Source organism: Paenibacillus sp. NPDC057934 (assembly GCF_042887565.1).
GTDB lineage: Bacteria > Bacillota > Bacilli > Paenibacillales > Paenibacillaceae > Paenibacillus_AQ.
On sequence record NZ_JBHVPB010000010.1, the window covers coordinates 302314 to 321623 of the forward strand.

Consider the following 19310-nt stretch of genomic DNA (forward strand, 5'->3'; position numbering starts at 1 on the left):
ACACTATAAATTATCCTTATATTTCTCGCTGAAACGGATACCGTCCCTTAGAGGACGGCAAAGCCGTTTCTACTTGAATAGGGATGTTGCGGAAGGTCTGAAGTTTAGGAAGCGAAGAGATGCTGAGAAGCATCATTATTTTGTAGAAACAGTGAGGTGGAGAATTTGCCGGGTTTTAAAGATTTGGGAGTTTCAGAGGTGTTGACTGGACTTCTTCAAGGACAAGGGATTGTCCAACCGACCCCCGTACAACAGGAAGCGATTCCGCCAGTCGTACAGGGATTGGATGTTATTGCGCGGGCTAAGACAGGAACAGGGAAGACACTTGCGTTCCTGCTGCCGATTCTAGACAAGATCTATGTAGAGCGGGCTTATCCGCAGGCGTTAATCCTGGCTCCAACACGGGAGCTGGCTTTGCAAATTACAGAAGAGGCACGCAAGCTGGCGCGTCACACAGGCGTCAAAATCCTCGCTGTATACGGTGGCCAAGATGTGGAGAAGCAGCTCCGCAAGCTGGAAGGCGGTAGACACCTGATTATTGGAACGCCTGGACGTCTCTTGGACCATTTGCGCCGGGAGACACTGGATCTTAGTGGGGTGAAAATGCTCGTTCTGGACGAGGCAGATCAAATGCTGCATATGGGCTTCCTGGAGGATGTTGAGACCATTATCACGGCTGTGCCTTACCGCCGTCAGACGATGCTGTTCTCGGCAACTATGCCAGATCCAATTAAGCGTCTTGCAGCCAATTATATGAAAGAGCCGCTAGATATCGTGATCAAGAGCGGTTCCCCGATTCCGCTGGACAATATCCGTCAGCAGGTAGTGGAATGCTCTGACCGGAATAAGGAGGAAGCACTACAAGCCTTGATCGAGCGGGACCGTCCGTATTTGGCGATGATCTTCTGCCGGACCAAACGCCGGGTATCTAAGCTGAACGAGACCTTGCGGCAGGCTGGTTACGAATGTGATGAGCTGCATGGCGATTTGTCTCAGGCCAAGCGTGAAGCGGTGATGAAAAGATTCCGCGACGCCAAGCTACAGCTTCTTGTCGCTACCGACGTAGCAGCCCGCGGGCTGGATGTTGAAGGCGTAACGCATGTCTTCAACTACGATATGCCGCTGGATGTGGACAGCTACATTCACCGGATCGGGCGGACAGGCCGTGCCGGTGGCAAGGGCTTGGCGATTACCTTCGCTTCGCCGCGTGACCATCAAGGCCTCGACATGATCGAGCAGGGCATCTCGCAGCGGCTTGATCGCCGCCGCTATGAGAAAGACGAGTTCGGCGTCGGTGAATTCTCCGCTGCTGCAAAGGGCGGAGGAAGCCGTCAAGGTAGCCGCCAGGGTGCCGAATCGGCACGGGCCGGTCGCGGACCGAAGACCGGCGGCCGTGGGGCAGCCCGCAGCGGCGGAGCGCCGCGTGCGGAGGCTGGTGCGCGTCAAGGCGGCGGTGGCCGTGGACGCGCTAAGGAAGCTGCCGTCTGGGAACAGCCGGCAGCCAGCTCCCGCTCGGGCCGCAGCGCCCAAGGCGGCAATGGCCCAAGGAGCGGCTACAGCGCTAGTGGCCCGCGCAGCGGAAGCCAAAGCGGCAACAGCGACAGTGGCTCGCGTGGCGAAAGCCAGAGCGGCTACAGCGACAGTGGCTCGCGTGGCGGAAGCCGGAGCGGCTACAGCGACAGTGGCTCGCGTGGCGGAAGCCGGAGCGGCTACGGCGGCAATGGCTCGCGTGGCGGAAGCCAGAGCGGCAACGGCGGAAATGGCTCGCGTGGCGGAAGCCAGAGCGGCTACGGTGGCAATAGCTCACGTGGCGGAAGCCAGAGCGGCAACGGCGACAGTGGCTCGCGTGGCGGAAGCCGGAGCGGCTACGGCGGCAATGGCTCACGCAGCGGAGGTCAGAGCGGCTACAGCGGTAGTGGCTCACGTAGCGGAGGTCAGAGCGGCTACAGCGGTAGTGGTCCGCGCAGCGGAGGCCGTAGCAATAGTTCCGGCGGCCGTAAAGGCGGACGTGGCTCATCCAGATAAAGGCGATGGACAGGCGTGAGTAAACCTTGTTACCATAGTGCAGTTGGCGTTTACGCTGGCGACTATGGTAATATTTTTTTGGGAATATAACAGGTTACGATGTGTCTATTTCTTCTTCATGAAACATTTCCGGTCGTTTGCCGGTCTAATAGAGAAGAAAACGGGTTTAGGAGGGAGAAGTAGAAAGATGTCCAAAAAAGTAAGAGTCCTGTTCTTATTCATCATTGTTATTGCTATCGGTTGGGGGATCGGTAAATATACGATTCCTTCAGCCTCAGAGGAACAGGGGGCGTCAGCTAATCAACAGGATAACCTTCAGGGTCAGCCTGTGGCTTCGCCTAAGCCGACGGAGGTTCCGGGTGATGAAGGATCGGACAAGCCGGATAACGCTGGCAACAGTAACACAAATGGAGGAGATGTACCTTCGGGTTCAACTGATCCAGTTGCTTCGGGGAACGGTTCCTCCGAGCAAACGGCTGCCGAACCAGACAGCATTACGGTGATGGTGAACAAGCAGTACGGACTGCCGGACAACTATAAGCCGGAGGATCTCGTCTATCCGAATGTGCGGTTTACGTTCAAGGAGGAAATTGAGAAACGGATGATGCGTAAGGAAGCGGCTTCGGCACTGGAAGGTTTGTTTGCCGGTGCGAAGAAAGATGGCATTTATCTGGCGGGTGTCTCCGCTTACCGTTCCCAATCCACACAGGTGAGGCTGTTCAACAATTATGTCCAACGTGATGGCGAGGAGAAAGCGCGCAGATACAGCGCTGTTCCAGGCCATAGCGAGCATCAGACCGGACTAGCTATTGATGTGACGAGCAGTGACGGGAAGTGCGCAGCAGAAAGCTGCTTCGCCGGTACGCCAGAAGCCAAATGGCTGGCTGAACATGCAGCGGAGTATGGGTACATCATCCGTTATCCAGAGGGCAAGGAGAACATTACCGGATACATGTATGAGCCATGGCATATTCGTTATGTCGGCAAGGAGATAGCGGCTGATATTGTACAGAGCGGCGTTACGCTGGAGGAATACTATAATGCGGTTCCGGTGTCTCAATAGGCATGGACCTAGCATGATGGAAGAGGATGTCCGATAAGCCATAGGCTTACGGACATCCTCTTTTGCATGGTCTGACCTAATGAGATGGATAATGGTAGCTGGCCGGAGGCTGTTAACTTGTGCGTCTTGGCTAGTGACTTGTGAGAGGTAACCCGCAAACCGTAACAGGTACGCTGTACCCTGTACTCCGTAACCACAACCACAACCGTAACCGTAACCGTAACCGTAACCGTAACAGGTGCCCCGTGGTTTGAAATAAAGGCAATTCGGTACTTTAATTAATGGTGAAATCGCTGTATTCGCGAAATAAGTGCAATATTGTACCTTATATTCACGAAAAAGGCTCTTTTTCAAACTAAGATAAGAATTAACATACAATTTTTCACTTAATTCCTTAAATTAAACATATAGATAGAAATTAAGGTGCATATTTGCATCTATTTCCCACCCCCTCAACCTTCTAGGCTTAGATCAATTGTTCATTAGGGAAAAAAAGAGTGTCCCATAGACCATGGCATAGCTTTTGGGACGCTTCTGTCAATACGCAGAGCAGCGTCTAATAACAGCAGAATCGCTGCTCTATTGTTTTTATGTTTTTGCAAATAAAAAGAATCCGTCACTGCGCGTAGACAGCTCACTTTCGGGACAGTGTCCTGGCGTCGTTTTAGTAAAGTTTATCTCTTGAATTACAGCCGTCGTGAGAGATTCCTTTCAATTTCACCACATTGTGGTGTCAGTAGGCGAGTGATCTCATTCCCTAGCTTCTTCTATTGGCAGCCTAAGTTGCTCTTTTCGATAGCTCAGTGGGCTTTGTCCATAGCGTTTTTTAAAAGCCCTGCTGAAATAGCTAAGGTCGGCAAAGCCGGCTTGTTCTGCCGATTCTGAGACAAGGGCGTCTGGCAGGCGAAGCAGTTCGGCCGCTTTTTCCAGCCTGATCTGATTCATCCGTTCCACAATGGTATGCCCTGTAAGCTTCTTGTATTGCCGGGACAGATGTCCGTAGCTCATATGCAGTGACGCAGCCAATTCCGCGACGCTCAGGCGACCGCCCTGATAGTCCTCCAAGTAAATCTCCACTTTTCGCACCAGCGGGTCCTGATAGGTTCTAGTTAATCCTGATTCTCCCTCCATCGACTGTTGAAGGGTGCAGAGCTGCTCCAATAGTCCGACAAGCAAGAGCTGAAGCCCAAGCTCCGAACGCTCTAATGCGGCTTCGCGAAGAAAATGAATCAGCATGGCTCCAAATCCAGCTTCATCACGGTAGGAGCCGGGCTTCCACTTTTGCAGCCGGAGTAACCGTGCGTACAGGGAATCTCCAGGCAAACTTCCTTCTGCTCTGTCTGCACGCCGAATCCGCCACCTGAAACAGAGGCCCTCATGCGGATTACCCTTAGTATACGTATGGGAATGAACCATGCCCGGGGGGATAAGGAAGAACTCACTAGCCTGGACACAGATGGAATCTCCGCCGAAATGTGTATCCAATCGCCCGGTCAGCACATAGTTGAATTCAAACCAGGTGTGGGCGTGGGGTGGACATTTGCTGGCGGTGCCTATTTGTTCAAAAATGATATCTACCCATTCAATAATGACATCCATCACCTGTATTTCTTCGCATAAGCGATTGAAAACGGGAGGGAGAGCGCTTTTCCAGTCGTTGAGTTCCATTTTGGATTATGACTTCTTTCTGTTTTTTGGATACATTATATCATAATTGGACAAATATACGCGTGTTTTGGAAATGTACGCAGGCGTCCTGCGGCCTCACAATGGAAGGGAGAAGATGACCTTACTTAAGGAGGCGGCAAGAGATGAAAAAACTGCATTTGCTCAGCAATGCCCACCTGGACCCTGTATGGCAGTGGGAATGGGAGGAAGGGGCGGCAGCAGCTGTATCAACCTTTCGCGCAGCGGCGGAGTTTTGCGAGGAATTCGACGGTTATATTTTTAATCACAATGAAGTGATTCTCTATAAATGGATTGAGGAATATGAACCCAAACTGTTTGCGCGTATTCAGCGACTGGTGAAGGAAGGCAAGTGGAAGATCATGGGTGGTTGGTATTTGCAGCCTGATTGCAACATGATTTCCGGGGAATCTTTCGTTCGGCAGATCTTGCTGGGCAAAGCCTATTTCCGGGAGAAATTCGGCGTGGAGCCGACAACTGCGATCAATTTTGATTCGTTCGGACATACCCGGGGACTGGTGCAGATCCTTGAACAAGCCGGATATGATTCATATATCTTTATGCGTCCTGATGAGATGGATGCCCTTCCAGCGGGAGATTTCATCTGGGAAGGCTATAATGGCTCAAAGGTGATGGCCCATAAGATCGAAGGCGGCTATAACACCAATATGGGCAAAACCCGTGAGAAGATCGAGCGCTGGCTGAGTGATCACGAAGACCGGGACACAGGACTTGTGCTCTGGGGAGTAGGCAACCACGGCGGCGGTCCATCCCGAATTGACTTGGCCCAGATCGGAGAGCTGATCGCGGAGCGGAAAGATTTCGAGATTATTCACTCCACGCCGGAAGCGTATTTCGAGGATTTGCGAGCGGCGGAGCTGCCGGCCTTTGCGGGCGATCTCAATCCCCGGTTTGTGGGCTGCTACACCTCCATGATTCGCATTAAGCAGAAGCACCGTCAATTGGAGAATGAGCTGTTTATGACGGAGAAAATGCTGTCAGTAGCGGCGCTTCAAGGCTTGCTGTCGTATCCTTCTAACGATCTGTATGAAGCGTTGTGTGATCTGCTCACTGCTCAGTTCCATGACATCCTGCCTGGAACATCAATACAACCGGCGGAAGAGGCTTCGCTGCGGCAGATTGACCATGGGCTTGAGATCGTGGCACGTTTGAAGGCCAGAGCCTTCTTCGCACTGGCTTCGGGCCAGCCCAAGGCGGCGCTGAAAGAATATCCGATCCTGATCTATAATCCGCATCCGTTCCCGGTGAAGGGCATTTTTGAGTGTGAATTTATGCTGGAGGACCAGAACTGGAATGAAGAGTTCTCTATGCCTCAAGTATACAGAGATGGACAATTGCTCCCGTGTCAGCCGGAAAAGGAGCTCAGTAACTTGAATTTGGACTGGCGAAAAAGAGTGGTCTTTGAGGCCGAGCTTGCTCCTTCTTCGATGAACCGCTTTGACGCCCGGATTAAGATGTTGGCGGAGAAGCCGCTTCCGCAGCTTAAAGAGCGGGACGGGGCCTTCCGGTTTGAAACGGCGGATCTGCGGGTAGTCATAAATGCTGCAACAGGGCGGATGGATGAATACTCCGTCAAGGGCGTTTCGTACCTGCGTAAGGATGCATTTGCAGCTTTGGTGTTTGAGGACAATGAAGATCCATGGAGAATGGACACCATTGCTTTTGGCCCTGTAGAAGGCAGGTTTGAATTGATGACTGAAGAAGAGAGTGGTGTATTCTCCGGGGTCAAGAATCCACTTCCGGCAGTACGGGTCATTGAAGATGGGGCGGTACGCACGGTGATTGAATCGGTGCTGACATACGGCAATTCCCGCATTTGTCAGCTCTATAAGCTTCCGAAGCAGGGGACGGAGATTGAAATCGAGCTGCGTGTCTACTGGAACGAGAAGGACAAGATGCTCAAGCTGTCCATCCCTACGGTTCTGGAGCAAGGGGACTTCCTTGGCCAGACAGCCTTTGGGGTCAATCCGCTGGATCGGGAGGGTAATGAGACGGTGGCCCAGAAGTGGATTGCAGTGGAAGATGCAGCGCAGAATATGGCGGTTACTTGTATCAATAACGGGATCTACGGCGGAGATTTCCGTCAAGGCGAAGCTCGTCTGTCGCTATTGCGGGGCGCAGGATACTGTGCTCATCCAATCGGAGACCGTCCGATTATGGTCCAGGATCGTTTCCAGCCGCGGATGGATCAGGGTGAACGCAGCTACATCTTCTGGCTGAATGCGGGAGAGCTTGCAGATCGCAGAGACCGGGTGGACCGGGAAGCGCTGGGTCATAACGAACGCCCTTACGCATTGTCATTCTTCCCGTCAGGGGAGGGCGGGCCGATGGACTCCTTTATCGTACTGGAAGATGAACGTATCCAGCTCAGCGCTTTCAAGAAAGAGGAGCAAGGCGACGGCTACATTTTGAGGCTGTTCGAGCCGACGGGCTCCGGTGGTTCCACCACCGTCAGTATCCCTGCGCTTGGCATCCGCAGCGAAGTCAGCCTGAAGGGATTTGAATTCAAGACATTCCGCATTCAGCCTGCTTCAGGCATCCTCGAGGAGATTCCGCTCTGCGAACGATAATGTATTGGCTGTGCCAGCCGCCGGACGGTCCTTATGGATCGCTCGGCGGCTTTTATTTGCCGATGGATTATAGTGATCGGATACACAATCTAGGGTGTATAGGACGTACTTTTGTATTCGGACCGGAATAGGAGTAAAATATAGAAAACTAATGAATTTTGAGAGGATGGTAGCACAATGTCGATCTACAGTTTTGCGGGGGTTACGCCAGCGGGCAAGGAAGTACCGTTAACGGAATATGAAGGCAAGGTGCTGCTGATTGCCAATACGGCCAGCAAATGCGGGCTGACTCCGCAATATGGAGAGCTTCAAAAGTTGTACGAGCAGTATGGAGAACAAGGATTAGTAGTTTTGGGCTTTCCCTGCAATCAGTTTGCGGGACAAGAGCCAGGAACTAGTGAAGAGGCAGCGGAATTCTGCCAGATTAACTATGGCGTGTCCTTCCCGGTATTTGCCAAGGTAGATGTTAATGGACCAGAAGCCAGCCAACTCTTCGAATATTTGAAGGAACAGCAACCAGGTGAAGGCGAGAGCAGTGACATCCAGTGGAATTTCACCAAATTCCTCGTCGACCGTAGCGGCAATGTGACCGCTCGCGTTGAGCCGAAAGAATCGCCTGAGACGATGAAGGACAGCATCGAGTCCTTGTTATAATCTTCAGTAAGCAAGAAAATTAGGAATCACATTTTCTCCCGGACACGGCTTTTAGCTGTTGTCCGGGAGTTTGTCTATTTAGCCTTGTAGAGATCACTGAAGTGTGAAAATAATCCTTGACGCTTTTCATAGACCTTGTATTCTTTAGTAGCAATGATACATAACAATAATTCGCATAAAGCAGGGAAGATTTCAGAATAATAATTGGCAGGAGGGTTCTGTACACGGCATGAAATTGATTACGGAAGTAGCAGCAGAAGCAGGAATTGGTGAACAACATCTGGAGCTGTATGGTAAATATAAAAGTAAGCTGGCGCCTTCGCTCTGGGAGGAGCTCAGGCACCGTCCAGACGGGAAGCTCGTTCTGGTGACGGCGGTCAATCCCACGCCGGCTGGAGAAGGTAAGACGCTGACAACAATTGGTCTCGCTCAGGCACTGAACGCTTCTGGAGTAAAGACAGTAGCTGCGCTGCGCGAACCTTCGCTGGGGCCTTGCCTGGGCATGAAGGGCGGAGCTACTGGTGGGGGCCAATCACAGATTATCCCGGCGGACGAGATAAACCTCCATTTTACCGGAGACATTCATGCGGTGACCTCTGCGCATAACTTATTATCTGCTATGATCGACAATCATATCTTCCATGGCAATACGCTGGATCTAGATCCTCAGCGAATCGTATGGAAGCGCGTCATGGATATGAACGATCGCAGTCTGCGGAGCATTGTAACTGGTCTCGGGGACGGCAACGGTACCGTCCGGGAGACTGGCTTTCAGATTACTACAGCTTCAGAGATTATGGCCGTGCTCTGCCTTTGTGATGATTTGTCTGATCTTAAGAAACGGCTGGGCCGGATTCTTGTTGGATATAACCATCTCGGTCAGCCAGTCACAGCACAGGAGCTGGGTGCGGTGGAGGCCATGGCAGCCCTGCTGAAGGAAGCGGTGAAGCCGAATCTGGTGCAGACGCTGGAAGGCACGCCGGTTATCGTGCATGGTGGGCCTTTTGCGAATATTGCTCATGGCTGCAGCAGTGTTATAGGTACTCGCTATGCGCTGAAGCTGGGTGATCTTGTTGTCACGGAAGCCGGTTTTGGCGCTGATCTTGGAGCTGAGAAATTCATGGACATTAAATGCCGTCAAGCTGGATTAACCCCTGCCGCAGCCGTACTGGTGGTTACCGTGAAGTCCCTGAAATACAACGGCGGTGTTGCCAAGAGTGAGCTCGGGTCTGAGAATCAAACAGCCTTGCTGGAAGGCATCCCTAACATGGAACGTCATATTGAGAACCTGGGCAAGTTCGGCGTGCCCGTTGTTGTGGCAATCAATCATTTTGCCGGCGATAGCCCGGCCGAGATCGAGGCGATCCAGGCAGCTTGCGGGCGCCTGAAGGTGCCGTCTGCCGTATCCAAGGTATGGGCGGAGGGCGGAGCCGGCGGTCTGGAACTGGCGAGTAAACTGCTGCAAGTACTAGAGGAAGATAGTGCTGATTTTGAGCCTTTGTATGGGGATAACCTTGATATTACGGACAAAATCACCACTATCGTGCGGGAAATCTACCGTGGTGCAGAGGTGAACTTCTCTCCCGCAGCCAAGCGCAGCCTGGCTGTGATTGATCGACTGGGTCTGAATGAGCTGCAAGTATGCATGGCTAAGACGCCGTATTCTTTCTCCGATCAGGCCAAGCTTCTTGGCGCACCCGAAGGCTTTACTATGGGCGTGCGTGACATCACACTCTCACTAGGTGCCGGGTTTGCTGTAGTTATTACTGGCAACATCGTGACTATGCCAGGTCTTCCAGCACGACCGGCAGCCGAAGGGCTACGAGTCGATGAGGATGGCGAGATACACGGATTAGAATAAAGATTGGAATGTATCTATAGCCCCGGGCTTTACTTGTCTGTATGGACGGTAAGGCTTGGGGCTTTATGCATTTATAGGCTTGGTTTGAAGGTCATAACGGCTCTGTATCATGGAGAAACTAAAGGTAACCGCAATTCAGCAGGAAGCGGACACAAAATACTTAAAATTGTGAACAATTTAAGGAATTGCAGAAAAAGGCTTGAAATGTGATAAAAATCACAATATAATCAGTCCATAAAGTGAAATAAATCACAAATAAATAATATATAAGCTTTTCAAATTGGAGGAGGAAGAAATCATGAAAGTAGCAGTCATTGGATGTACCCATGCCGGAACCGCAGCCATCGTTAATACAGCCCAGCTTTATCCTGACGCTGAGATTACGGTGTATGAGCGCAACGACAACATTTCGTTCCTTTCTTGCGGGATTGCCCTTTATGTAGGTGGTGTTGTTAAAGACCCTCAAGGACTGTTCTATTCCTCGCCTGAGAAGCTCGCTGAGCTTGGGGTGAAGACGAACATGCGTCACGAAGTGATTGCGGTGGATACCAAAGCCAAGACACTCCGGGCCCGCAACCTTGCGAACGGACAGGAATTTGATGATACCTATGACAAGCTGATCATGACCACCGGATCGTGGCCGATTGTTCCGAAGCTGGAAGGCATGGATTTGGACGGTATTCTGCTCTCGAAGAATTACAATCACTCCAACACTATCATTGAAAGAGCCCAACAAGTGAACCGGATTACGGTAGTTGGCGCCGGATATATCGGAGTAGAGCTGGTTGAGGCGTTTCAGATGAACGGAAAACAAGTAACCTTGATCGACGGGGAAGAGCGGATTTTGAGCAAATACCTGGACGAAGAATTCACTGCTCCTACCGAGCAGTCGCTGAAGGATCACGGTATCACCTTGGCGCTTGGTGAGAAGGTCAGCTCTTTTGCCGGCGAGAATGGTAAGATTACCAAGGTTATCACTAGCAAAGGGGAGCATGAGACCGAGCTGGTAATTCTCTGCATCGGTTTCCGTCCGAATACGGAACTGTTGAAAAATCAGGTTGAGATGCTGCCGAACGGCGCGATCATTGTGAACAACTATATGGAGACTAGTGCGCCGGATGTCTTCGCCGCTGGCGACAGCTGCGCGATTCACTATAACCCAACCGGTAAAAATGCCTACATTCCACTAGCGACTAACGCTGTGCGGATGGGCACCCTGGTGGCCCGTAATCTTGTCGCCCAAACGATTCCCTACATGGGCACGCAAGGAACATCCGGCATCAAGATCTATGAAGACAATATTGCTGGAACGGGACTGACGGAGGAAGCTGCCAGGGGTGAAGGCATGGAAGTAGATAGCGTTATGATTACTGACAACTACCGTCCGGAGTTCATGCCGACATTCGAGCAAGTGCAGCTCAAAGTAGTATTTGAACGTGCAACACGCCGCATCCTGGGTGCGCAGATTATGTCCAAGATGGATTTGACACAATCCATTAATACGATCTCGGTCTGCATCCAGAATAAGATGACGGTGGATCAGCTGGCCTTTATAGATTTCTTCTTCCAGCCGCACTACAACAAGCCGTGGAATTTCTTGAATACTGCCGGACTGCAGGCATTGCAGCAAACCCTGCCTGTAAAGGAAACCGCACTAGTATAAAATTATCATCATGCAGACCGGAGCCAGAGTACTGGCTTCGGTTTTTTTGCATGTCCAAACGCTAATTATGACATGTCAGTGAAAATTTTCACTTGTCTTTTGCAGTAGTGATTATTATCACGTTAATGTCTTATATGACACGCTACAATGGCATAAAGGAACAAATTTAAAGTATTAAAAGGGGATACGAACCATGGCTTATAACAAACCTCAGCAAATTGCTGAAGCAACGGTGGAGAACGGAATCAAGAAGGCGCACAATCCGCTGAGTACCGTCCTTATACTTGGCTTCCTGGGCGGTGCCTTTATCGCCCTCGGGTTTTTACTGGATATCCGCGTGATTGCCTCCGCTCCCAAAGAATGGGGCTCTATTGCTAATTTTATCGGGGCAGCAGTCTTCCCGGTAGGTCTGATTCTTGTGCTACTGGCAGGAGCGGAACTATTAACAGGCAATATGATGGCGGTGCCGCTAGCCTTTATGGCGAAGAAGATTTCATTCAAGGAAGTCGTCAAGAACTTAACGTTGATCACACTGAGTAACTTGGCAGGGGCCTTGTTCGTTGCCTATTTCTTCGGGCATGTCGCGGGGCTAACGTCAGACGGAGTCTACCTTGCCAAACTGGTGGATATGGCGGGACATAAGCTTGAAGCTGGATTCCTCCCGGCTTTCGTATCTGGTATCGGCTGTAACTGGCTCGTCGCCTTGGCAGTATGGCTTTCCTACGGGGCAGACAGTTTCAGTGGCAAAATCCTCGGCATCTGGTTTCCGACCATGGCGTTCGTAGCCATCGGCTTCCAGCACGTTGTAGCCAATATGTTCCTCATTCCGGCGGCGATCTTTGAGGGACACTATTCCTGGTACGAGTATTTAATGAACTTTATTCCGGTCTGGCTGGGTAATCTGACAGGTGGGGCGATCTTTGTAGCAGCAGCCTATTGGGCAGCTTACTTGCGCAAGGCACCTACGGCGGTGCAAGCGGTGGACAGCATGTCTGTCGCCAGTGCGAAGAAACATGCTTAATACGTAGACCCATCGGGCTATGTTGATGAACAGACATTCTCTGGGGTACGCAGGTCCTGAAGTCAGATTACAGGCCGGTGTCCACGGGGAGTGTTTTTTTATACCATGACACAACAAAAATTCGCCGCGTTCTCGACTCGGGGGAACGAAATCGAAATGCACGGCGATTCTAGTAGGGAGTGTTTCTTAGGGTCTATTACCCTGGGAATACAGGGGTGAATCAGGGTCATTCAATCGCGCTTCGAGAACTGATTTTCAGACCATGAAGAAGTGTCATTCCATTGACTTTATTCACTTTAATGAAATATTGCGACGATGCGACAAAGCGGCAGTGTACATACTTGCCCTACAGCCACTGATGGGAGGATACTGGATGGAATTGACGACACCAAACTTACAGAGGATGTACACTAGTTATGAGGTTTTTATCTGCTTATCCTAAGGAAGTAAAAGTATTTCTGATTGCCAGCCTGATCAATGCGACAGGAAGTGCGTTGATGTGGCCGCTCGTGACCATGTATGTATTCGATGAGCTCGGTCGTAGCATGAAGGACGCCGGTCTGGTCATTCTGATTCAATCCCTGGGAGGGATTGCTGGTCAACTGCTGGGTGGCTCCCTGTACCATAAAGTTGGCGTGAACCGCCTGATCGTTGGAGCGCTCGCCATGAACGCCCTTGCGTTGTTCACTCTTCCGGCCGCCAGTCACAATTGGACAATTTTCATGATTGTAATGGGATTTGTGGGACTATTCAATTCGTTGTCACTCCCGGCCATTCAGGCCTTTATTGGCTTTCGTTTTGCCAAGCAGCGGGGTGAGCTGTTTAACATAGTCTACGTTGCCAATAATATAGGGGTGGCGCTGGGTACGGCCTTGAGCGGTTTTCTCGCTGATATCTCCTACATGCTGAGCTTTGTGATGAACGGTGTGACCTCAGCTGTATTTGCCGTTTTCTTCTTCATATATCTGCGGCGAGTCGGAACGGGACCGGAGGCAGAGGGAACGGATTATAAAAAACATCAGCCCCGCAGTCAGTCCGGCTGGCTGCTGATGGGTAATACAAGAATCTACCTCTATATGTCGGTAGCTTCGCTGTTCCTGCTGGTCGGCAACTCCATTTGGAACACGGGTGTGTCACCGTTTATTATCTCGGAAGACTGGCCCAAGAAAGCGTATGGCTTCCTTTGGACGCTAAACGGCATTCTGATCTTTGCTGCTCAGCCTGTGATCAGTCTGCTGAAACGCTGGTTCGCCAAAGACTCCACGGCCCAAATGACGGTCAGCGCACTGCTCTATTTGAGCGGTTATGCCGTGATCTTGGGCGTGCAGAGTTACCCCGGCCTGATTCTGGCCATGGTGTTGACCACGTTCGGTGAAATGCTAATCTCTCCGGCTATGCCGGCTTTCATCACCGAACATGCGAACCGCAGTGCCCCGTTCTACCTGGGGCTTAGCGGAGGCATTGGAGCCATCGGCAGAGTTATCGGCCCCTATTTCATGGGTAGCTTGTATGACAGTGGGGGATTGTCGCCTACCGCCTGGCTGGCGTGTGCCATGGCGGTGTTGTCCACCCTGTTCTTCATTATTCATGCCTATATCAATCGCCGGCGCGGCTCGGCGGACCAGGCGACCGTATCAACTTAGGCCTTCTCATAGATGACCATCGGCCTGATATATATTCCAAAGTGTGGGGCAAGGGGGTATCTTATGCAACGAATGGATGGCGGCGCACTGATGATCCGGCCCTCGGAGATCAGGGATGCAGGTGATCTGATTGTGCTGGATCATCTCGTCTGGACCGAGGAGACAACACCGGGACCTTTGAAATGGCGTTCGCGGGAGGATTATTTGCAGCATTCACCACCTGGCTCTCAGCTATTGGCCTTGGATCATGGCAGGCTGTGCGGGTATGTCGGTTTTGGCAGTCCCAGCCCGATGAAGAGCCACAGGCATGTCTGTGAGATTAATATTGCTGTCCATCCGGAGTTTCGGCGATCCGGTATTGGACGTCAATTGGTGGAAGCCGTCAAAAGGCATGTCAGGGATTACGGCATCCGCAAGCTTCGCCTGCGTGTGCTTGCAAGTAATGAGGTGGCACTGACCTTCTACCGATCCTGTGGATTTCAGGAGGAGGGACGGTTGCGGGAAGAATTTTATCTCGGAGGCTATTATGTCGATGAAATCTTTATGGGCCTTATGCTGACCGGAGGGCAGAAAGAAGAGACAGGTAGCGCCTAAATCCAAGCAACCCGTTATCCATTGTGTAAGGAGAACGGGTTGCTTGGTTGAGACATAAGGCTAGGATTTATGGCTAGCCCAGTAGCTGCCACTCACTACGTAGCAGGCCATACACGGCGTGGTTCACGTAGTCGTCCGGCAGCTTTTCTGCCTGGCGAATTACACCTTCCAGCACAAAGCCCAGCCGCTCAGGAATGGCGCGGCTAGGGGCATTGCCTGTGGCACAGCGGATTTCTATACGATTTAGCTCCATCTCTAGCAGCGCGTAGTCGACGAATACCCGTACAGCACTGGTCATATACCCTTTGCCTTCGTAGCCTTCGCCCAGCCAGTAACCGATACCGACGGAACGATTATGCCAGTCGATCTCATGATAGCCAATCACGCCAGCAAGTTCGCCCTGCACCCACAATCCTGCTGAGAAGCCTCCGTTGTCGCCGCCCAGCTTCATGGCATTCTTAATGAAGCTGGCGATATGTGCCTGCTCCGTGACGCCGTCAACCCATGGCAGCCATTGTCTAAGCCGCTCCCGTGAGCGATCCACCAGTTGAAACATCGGGCGGGCATGCTCCGGAGCCAGTGGTTTGAGCATAAGTTCTTCGTCTATAACGTAATTAAACAAGTCGCAGCCTCCTTTGCAGCCCATGGCCTAATCTGTCTATCTGCGCTGTTTCCATTCCAGCGCATAAATGTCCTCTTCCAGCGACTGCATCCGCTGGCCCACCAGGCCACGGCAATCTTTGAGCGCTTCATTATAGATGGAAGGGCCCAGTTCTTGCAGGAAGAAGTCGAGCAGATTGTCTGCGGCTAGGTGACCGATGGTCTCGCCGCGTTCAGCCTCAAAGTGGCTGCGGATATGCTCTACAAGAAGCTCCCGCTGCTCCTTGGGCAGCTTAATGACTTTCACAGGTGAATCCCCCTTTTAGATGTAAATTAAGGTAAAAAGGCTCTATGCTCTCATGCTACTCTATCGCCGGGAGTGAAGTCAAAAGATTCATAGGTACCGGAAGAAAGCATTCGGAACCCGGTCCCCTTTTATTGAACAATCCCTGCGTAACGGGTATATTAGTAGGAAACATGTTCATACAAGGTAGTAGTAACAATCCAGAACGAAAGGTTGATATCTGTGGAGAATCGTAGCACCCCCTCCAATTTTATTAAGAATGTCATTACCGAAGATCTCCGCTCGGGTAAAGCCAAGGAAGTGATCACCCGGTTTCCGCCGGAGCCGAACGGCTATTTACATATCGGACATGCCAAGGCGATTTGGATCAACTTTACACTTGCGGATGAGTTTGGTGGCAAGACCAATCTAAGATTTGATGACACGAATCCCGTCAAAGAGGATGTCGAGTTCGTCAATTCCATTAAGGAAGACGTGAAGTGGCTCGGCTATGAATGGGAAGAGCTGCGCTTCGCCTCCGATTATTTTGAGGAAATGTACGCGCGTGCTGAACTGCTGATCAACAAAGGCAAAGCTTATGTGGACGATCTGAGTGCTGAACAGATCCGCGAGCTGCGCGGCACGTTGTCGCAGCCGGGACAGAACAGTCCTTACCGTGAGCGCAGTATCGAGGAGAACCTCGACCTCTTCCGTCGTATGCGTGCAGGGGAATTCCAGAACGGCGAAAAGGTGCTTCGTGCCAAGATCGACATGCTTTCACCGAATATTAACCTGCGTGATCCGGTCATTTATCGGATTTCTCATGCTCACCACCATAATACGGGCGACAAATGGTGCATTTATCCGATGTATGCCTTTGCCCATCCGCTAGAAGACGCCATCGAGAGTGTAACGCATTCTCTGTGTTCCCTGGAGTTCGAGGATCAACGTCCATTCTACGATTGGGTGATCGCGGAATGCGAAATGCCGTCTGTACCGCATCAATATGAATTTGGACGCCTCAATCTCGCCCAGACCGTGACGAGCAAGCGCAAGCTGAAACTTCTAGTTGATGAAGGCCATGTCGATGGCTGGGACGATCCGCGTATGCCTACGGTTTCGGGTTTACGCCGCCGTGGTTATACACCTGAAGCGATCCGCAATTTTGTGTTCGAGACCGGAATCTCCAAGAACAACGGTTTGGTAGATTACCCGATGCTGGAGCATTTCATTCGTGAGGATCTCAAGCTGACTGTGCCGCGCACAATGGCGGTGCTTCGCCCGCTTAAGGTTGTCATTACGAACTATCCGGAAGGCCAAAGTGAGTTACTGGAAGCGGAGAATAACTCGGAGAATGAAGAAATGGGCGTTCGCCAAATTCCTTTTTCCCGTGAAATCTACATCGAACGCGATGACTTCATGGAGAACCCCCCAAGCAAATATTTCCGTTTGTTCCCTGGTAATGAAGTGCGCTTGAAGCATGCTTACTTTATCAAGTGCAATGAGGTTATCAAGGATGAGAACGGTGAGGTTGTTGAATTGCATTGTACCTATGATCCTGAGACGAAAAGCGGTAGCGGATTTACAGGTCGCAAGGTGAAGGGAACGTTGCATTGGGTCGAAGCAAGTCAAGCTGTTCCAGCAGAATTCCGCCTCTTGGAGCCTCTGATTGCAGCGGAAGAGCCGGATCAAGTGGTTGACGTGGAAGGTCTGGATGAAGCGGGGGACAAGCCGGAGCCAACCTTCCTGGATCAGTTGAACCCGAACTCCCTGGAGATTCTGCAGGGCTTTGTGGAGCCGGGCCTGAAGGATAGTGTGCCTCAGGACAAGTTCCAATTCTTCCGTCACGGTTACTTCAACGTGGACAGCAAATATTCGGCGCCAGGTCATCTGGTGTTCAATCTAATAGTATCCTTGAAAAGCTCGTTTCAACTGCCGAAATAAGTAGTCTGGAATCACAGTTACAAGGACCAGACATACGAAAGGGGAGTTCCTGCAGTCACTGAACAGTGCTGCGGAACTCCCCCTATTTGTACATGAACCCTGATTACAACTCGACTTCTTCCACTAGCGCTGGTTCTTCAGAGACAGGTTGATAGCGGCCACGAATGACGAACAGCCACATAAACCCGAAGCCGAGCGTTCCGATAAAGGTTAGGAACACGCTGCCCTGATACATGCTGAGGGCCCCGAGATTCTGATACAGCCATCCTCCGAGAATGCCACCCAGAATCCCGGAGATTCCGCTCCATGTTAAAGTATAGAGCGCTTGTCCTGAAGATTGGTACGGGCGGGGCACGAGCAGACGAGTTAACTGGGCACCAACATAGAAAAATCCACCGAAGGTAATGCTGTGCAGAATCTGTATGAGGGCTACCTCCAGTGGGATCGTTGCATCAGCCATCAGCCACCACCGCAGAACGTATAGGGCACTGACCAGCGTCAGACAGCCGATCAGCACCGATATCTTGCGTTTCAGGAATCGTTCGCAGAGAACGAATACGCCAACCTCCAGGATGGACGAGAGGAAGACAGCCAGTCCAATCATGGTTTTGGAGCCGCCCAAATCCGAGATATACAGCGACATGAACGTCGTATTCATCGTATTCGGAATGGAAACGAGAATTCCGAAGAGAATAAAGCATAGGAAAAAAGGATTGGCAAAAAGTTTGCCAAAGCCTCTGAACGGCAGCGGAGCCATCCCGATGGAATGATTCAGCTTAGGCAGTGCCAGCAGCGATACCATCGAAGCAAGTAGTAGTGCTGCGAACAGATAGGATAAAATAGAGACACCCGTTCGGTCAATAATGGGGCCTACAGCTAGCGCAGTGATGGCCCATCCCAACGAGCCCCAGAGCCGGAAGGACTTAAAACGATAGGTTGTTCCGTCTATATAGCTCAGAATGATCGTATTACTCTGGGCAAACAGCGGCCCTTGGAAGAAGAAGAACAAGATAATGGAGATATAGATCATCTCATATGTATTTGCTTGAAAGACAAGTTGTGATAAGAGCAGTGTTCCCGTCAGCATGATCAGCACGATTCGGCGAATGTTCTGGTAACGGTTCGTCCAAATGCCCCAGAACGGATTAGCGAAGATGGAAACGAGCGCACCCAAGGAAATGACACTGCCGATCTCAAGCTTGTTCATCCCTACATCCTGAAGGTATAGTTGAAAAAAGCTGGTGAACAGGACCATGGTTCCATATACGAAGAAATTGAACCATTTTAAGGACGTGAAAGAAGATTGCATATGAAGGTTCTCCCGCAAATTGGGCACTCCTTTCCCGCTAAATGCTGTACATATATTCATTGCCGCCGTCTCTAGGCAACTTCTATCACTGTAACACGTGTTGAAAAGGGATACAAACCAACTTTTGAGCAGATTTCCAAATCTCTGGTGATTTTTGCGCGATTGTCGTTATATATACAAGGCACAAGGTGCCATTTTCTTAGATTATCCATGATTAACAGCAGCTATCCCGGTTTTGCCTACTGACTTCACTATGTCCCTGGTCCCTAACTTATTTTTGAATTGTTTAACTTCAGTTTAAACAGCAAGCTTATCATTGGATTACGGGAGACGGGAGCTGAAAGCATCCTTCTATTTATCCGGACGAAAAGGA

The 19310-nt window shown here is 51.0% G+C and carries 14 protein-coding genes; 10 read left to right on the forward strand and 4 right to left on the reverse strand.

From position 1 onward, the window contains the following. Positions 1-165 precede the first annotated feature (165 nt). A complete protein-coding gene (locus tag ACFVRY_RS23345) occupies positions 166-2025 on the forward strand; it encodes a DEAD/DEAH box helicase (protein ID WP_387502685.1) in 1860 nt (619 codons plus the stop codon). A 187-nt stretch (positions 2026-2212) separates the two neighbouring features. Next, positions 2213-3088, forward strand: a complete 876-nt coding sequence (locus ACFVRY_RS23350; protein WP_387502686.1) for a M15 family metallopeptidase — start codon at positions 2213-2215, stop codon at positions 3086-3088. Between the two features lie 750 nt (positions 3089-3838). Here the strand turns inward: ACFVRY_RS23350 and ACFVRY_RS23355 are convergent. After that, entirely contained in the window at positions 3839-4687 is an 849-nt protein-coding gene (locus tag ACFVRY_RS23355; protein ID WP_387502687.1) for an AraC family transcriptional regulator, read from the reverse strand. Between the two features lie 212 nt (positions 4688-4899). Here ACFVRY_RS23355 and ACFVRY_RS23360 point away from each other — a divergent pair, with 212 nt between their 5' ends. The 7 genes from ACFVRY_RS23360 to ACFVRY_RS23390 all read left to right on the forward strand — a co-directional run bounded on the left by ACFVRY_RS23360 (position 4900) and on the right by ACFVRY_RS23390 (position 14801). Then, entirely contained in the window at positions 4900-7365 is a 2466-nt protein-coding gene (locus tag ACFVRY_RS23360) for a glycoside hydrolase family 38 N-terminal domain-containing protein (RefSeq protein ID WP_387502688.1), read from the forward strand. 177 nt (positions 7366-7542) lie between these two features. Then, entirely contained in the window at positions 7543-8019 is a 477-nt protein-coding gene (locus ACFVRY_RS23365) for a glutathione peroxidase (RefSeq protein ID WP_066379192.1), read from the forward strand. Positions 8020-8248: 229 nt separating this feature from the next. Then, positions 8249-9880 carry a formate--tetrahydrofolate ligase gene (locus ACFVRY_RS23370; protein ID WP_387502689.1) on the forward strand — a complete coding sequence of 544 codons (1632 nt, stop codon included), beginning with the start codon at positions 8249-8251 and terminating at the stop codon, positions 9878-9880. Between the two features lie 298 nt (positions 9881-10178). Then, positions 10179-11543 (forward strand): FAD-dependent oxidoreductase, encoded by a 1365-nt coding sequence (locus ACFVRY_RS23375; protein WP_387502690.1) that lies wholly within the window; start codon positions 10179-10181, stop codon positions 11541-11543. Between the two features lie 193 nt (positions 11544-11736). After that, entirely contained in the window at positions 11737-12564 is an 828-nt protein-coding gene (locus ACFVRY_RS23380; protein ID WP_387502691.1) for a formate/nitrite transporter family protein, read from the forward strand. A 416-nt stretch (positions 12565-12980) separates the two neighbouring features. After that, positions 12981-14207, forward strand: coding sequence for an MFS transporter (locus ACFVRY_RS23385; protein WP_387502692.1), 1227 nt, complete (start codon positions 12981-12983; stop codon positions 14205-14207). A gap of 63 nt (positions 14208-14270) precedes the next feature. Beyond that, entirely contained in the window at positions 14271-14801 is a 531-nt protein-coding gene (locus ACFVRY_RS23390; protein ID WP_387502693.1) for a GNAT family N-acetyltransferase, read from the forward strand. Positions 14802-14874: 73 nt separating this feature from the next. Here the strand turns inward: ACFVRY_RS23390 and ACFVRY_RS23395 are convergent, their stop codons facing one another. Both ACFVRY_RS23395 and ACFVRY_RS23400 read right to left on the reverse strand, forming a co-directional pair. Beyond that, positions 14875-15423, reverse strand: coding sequence for a GNAT family N-acetyltransferase (locus ACFVRY_RS23395; protein WP_387502694.1), 549 nt, complete (start codon positions 15421-15423; stop codon positions 14875-14877). Between the two features lie 36 nt (positions 15424-15459). Continuing rightward, entirely contained in the window at positions 15460-15708 is a 249-nt protein-coding gene (locus ACFVRY_RS23400) for a DUF2164 domain-containing protein (protein WP_066379169.1), read from the reverse strand. Between the two features lie 210 nt (positions 15709-15918). Between ACFVRY_RS23400 and ACFVRY_RS23405 the strand changes: the two genes are divergently transcribed. Continuing rightward, complete coding sequence (locus ACFVRY_RS23405; RefSeq protein ID WP_387502695.1) at positions 15919-17628, forward strand: glutamine--tRNA ligase/YqeY domain fusion protein; 1710 nt, start codon at positions 15919-15921, stop codon at positions 17626-17628. A 103-nt stretch (positions 17629-17731) separates the two neighbouring features. Here the strand turns inward: ACFVRY_RS23405 and ACFVRY_RS23410 are convergent, their stop codons facing one another. Then, positions 17732-18937: an MFS transporter gene (locus ACFVRY_RS23410; RefSeq protein WP_387502696.1), complete on the reverse strand. Its 1206-nt coding sequence runs from the start codon at positions 18935-18937 to the stop codon at positions 17732-17734. Between the last annotated feature and the right edge of the window lie 373 nt (positions 18938-19310).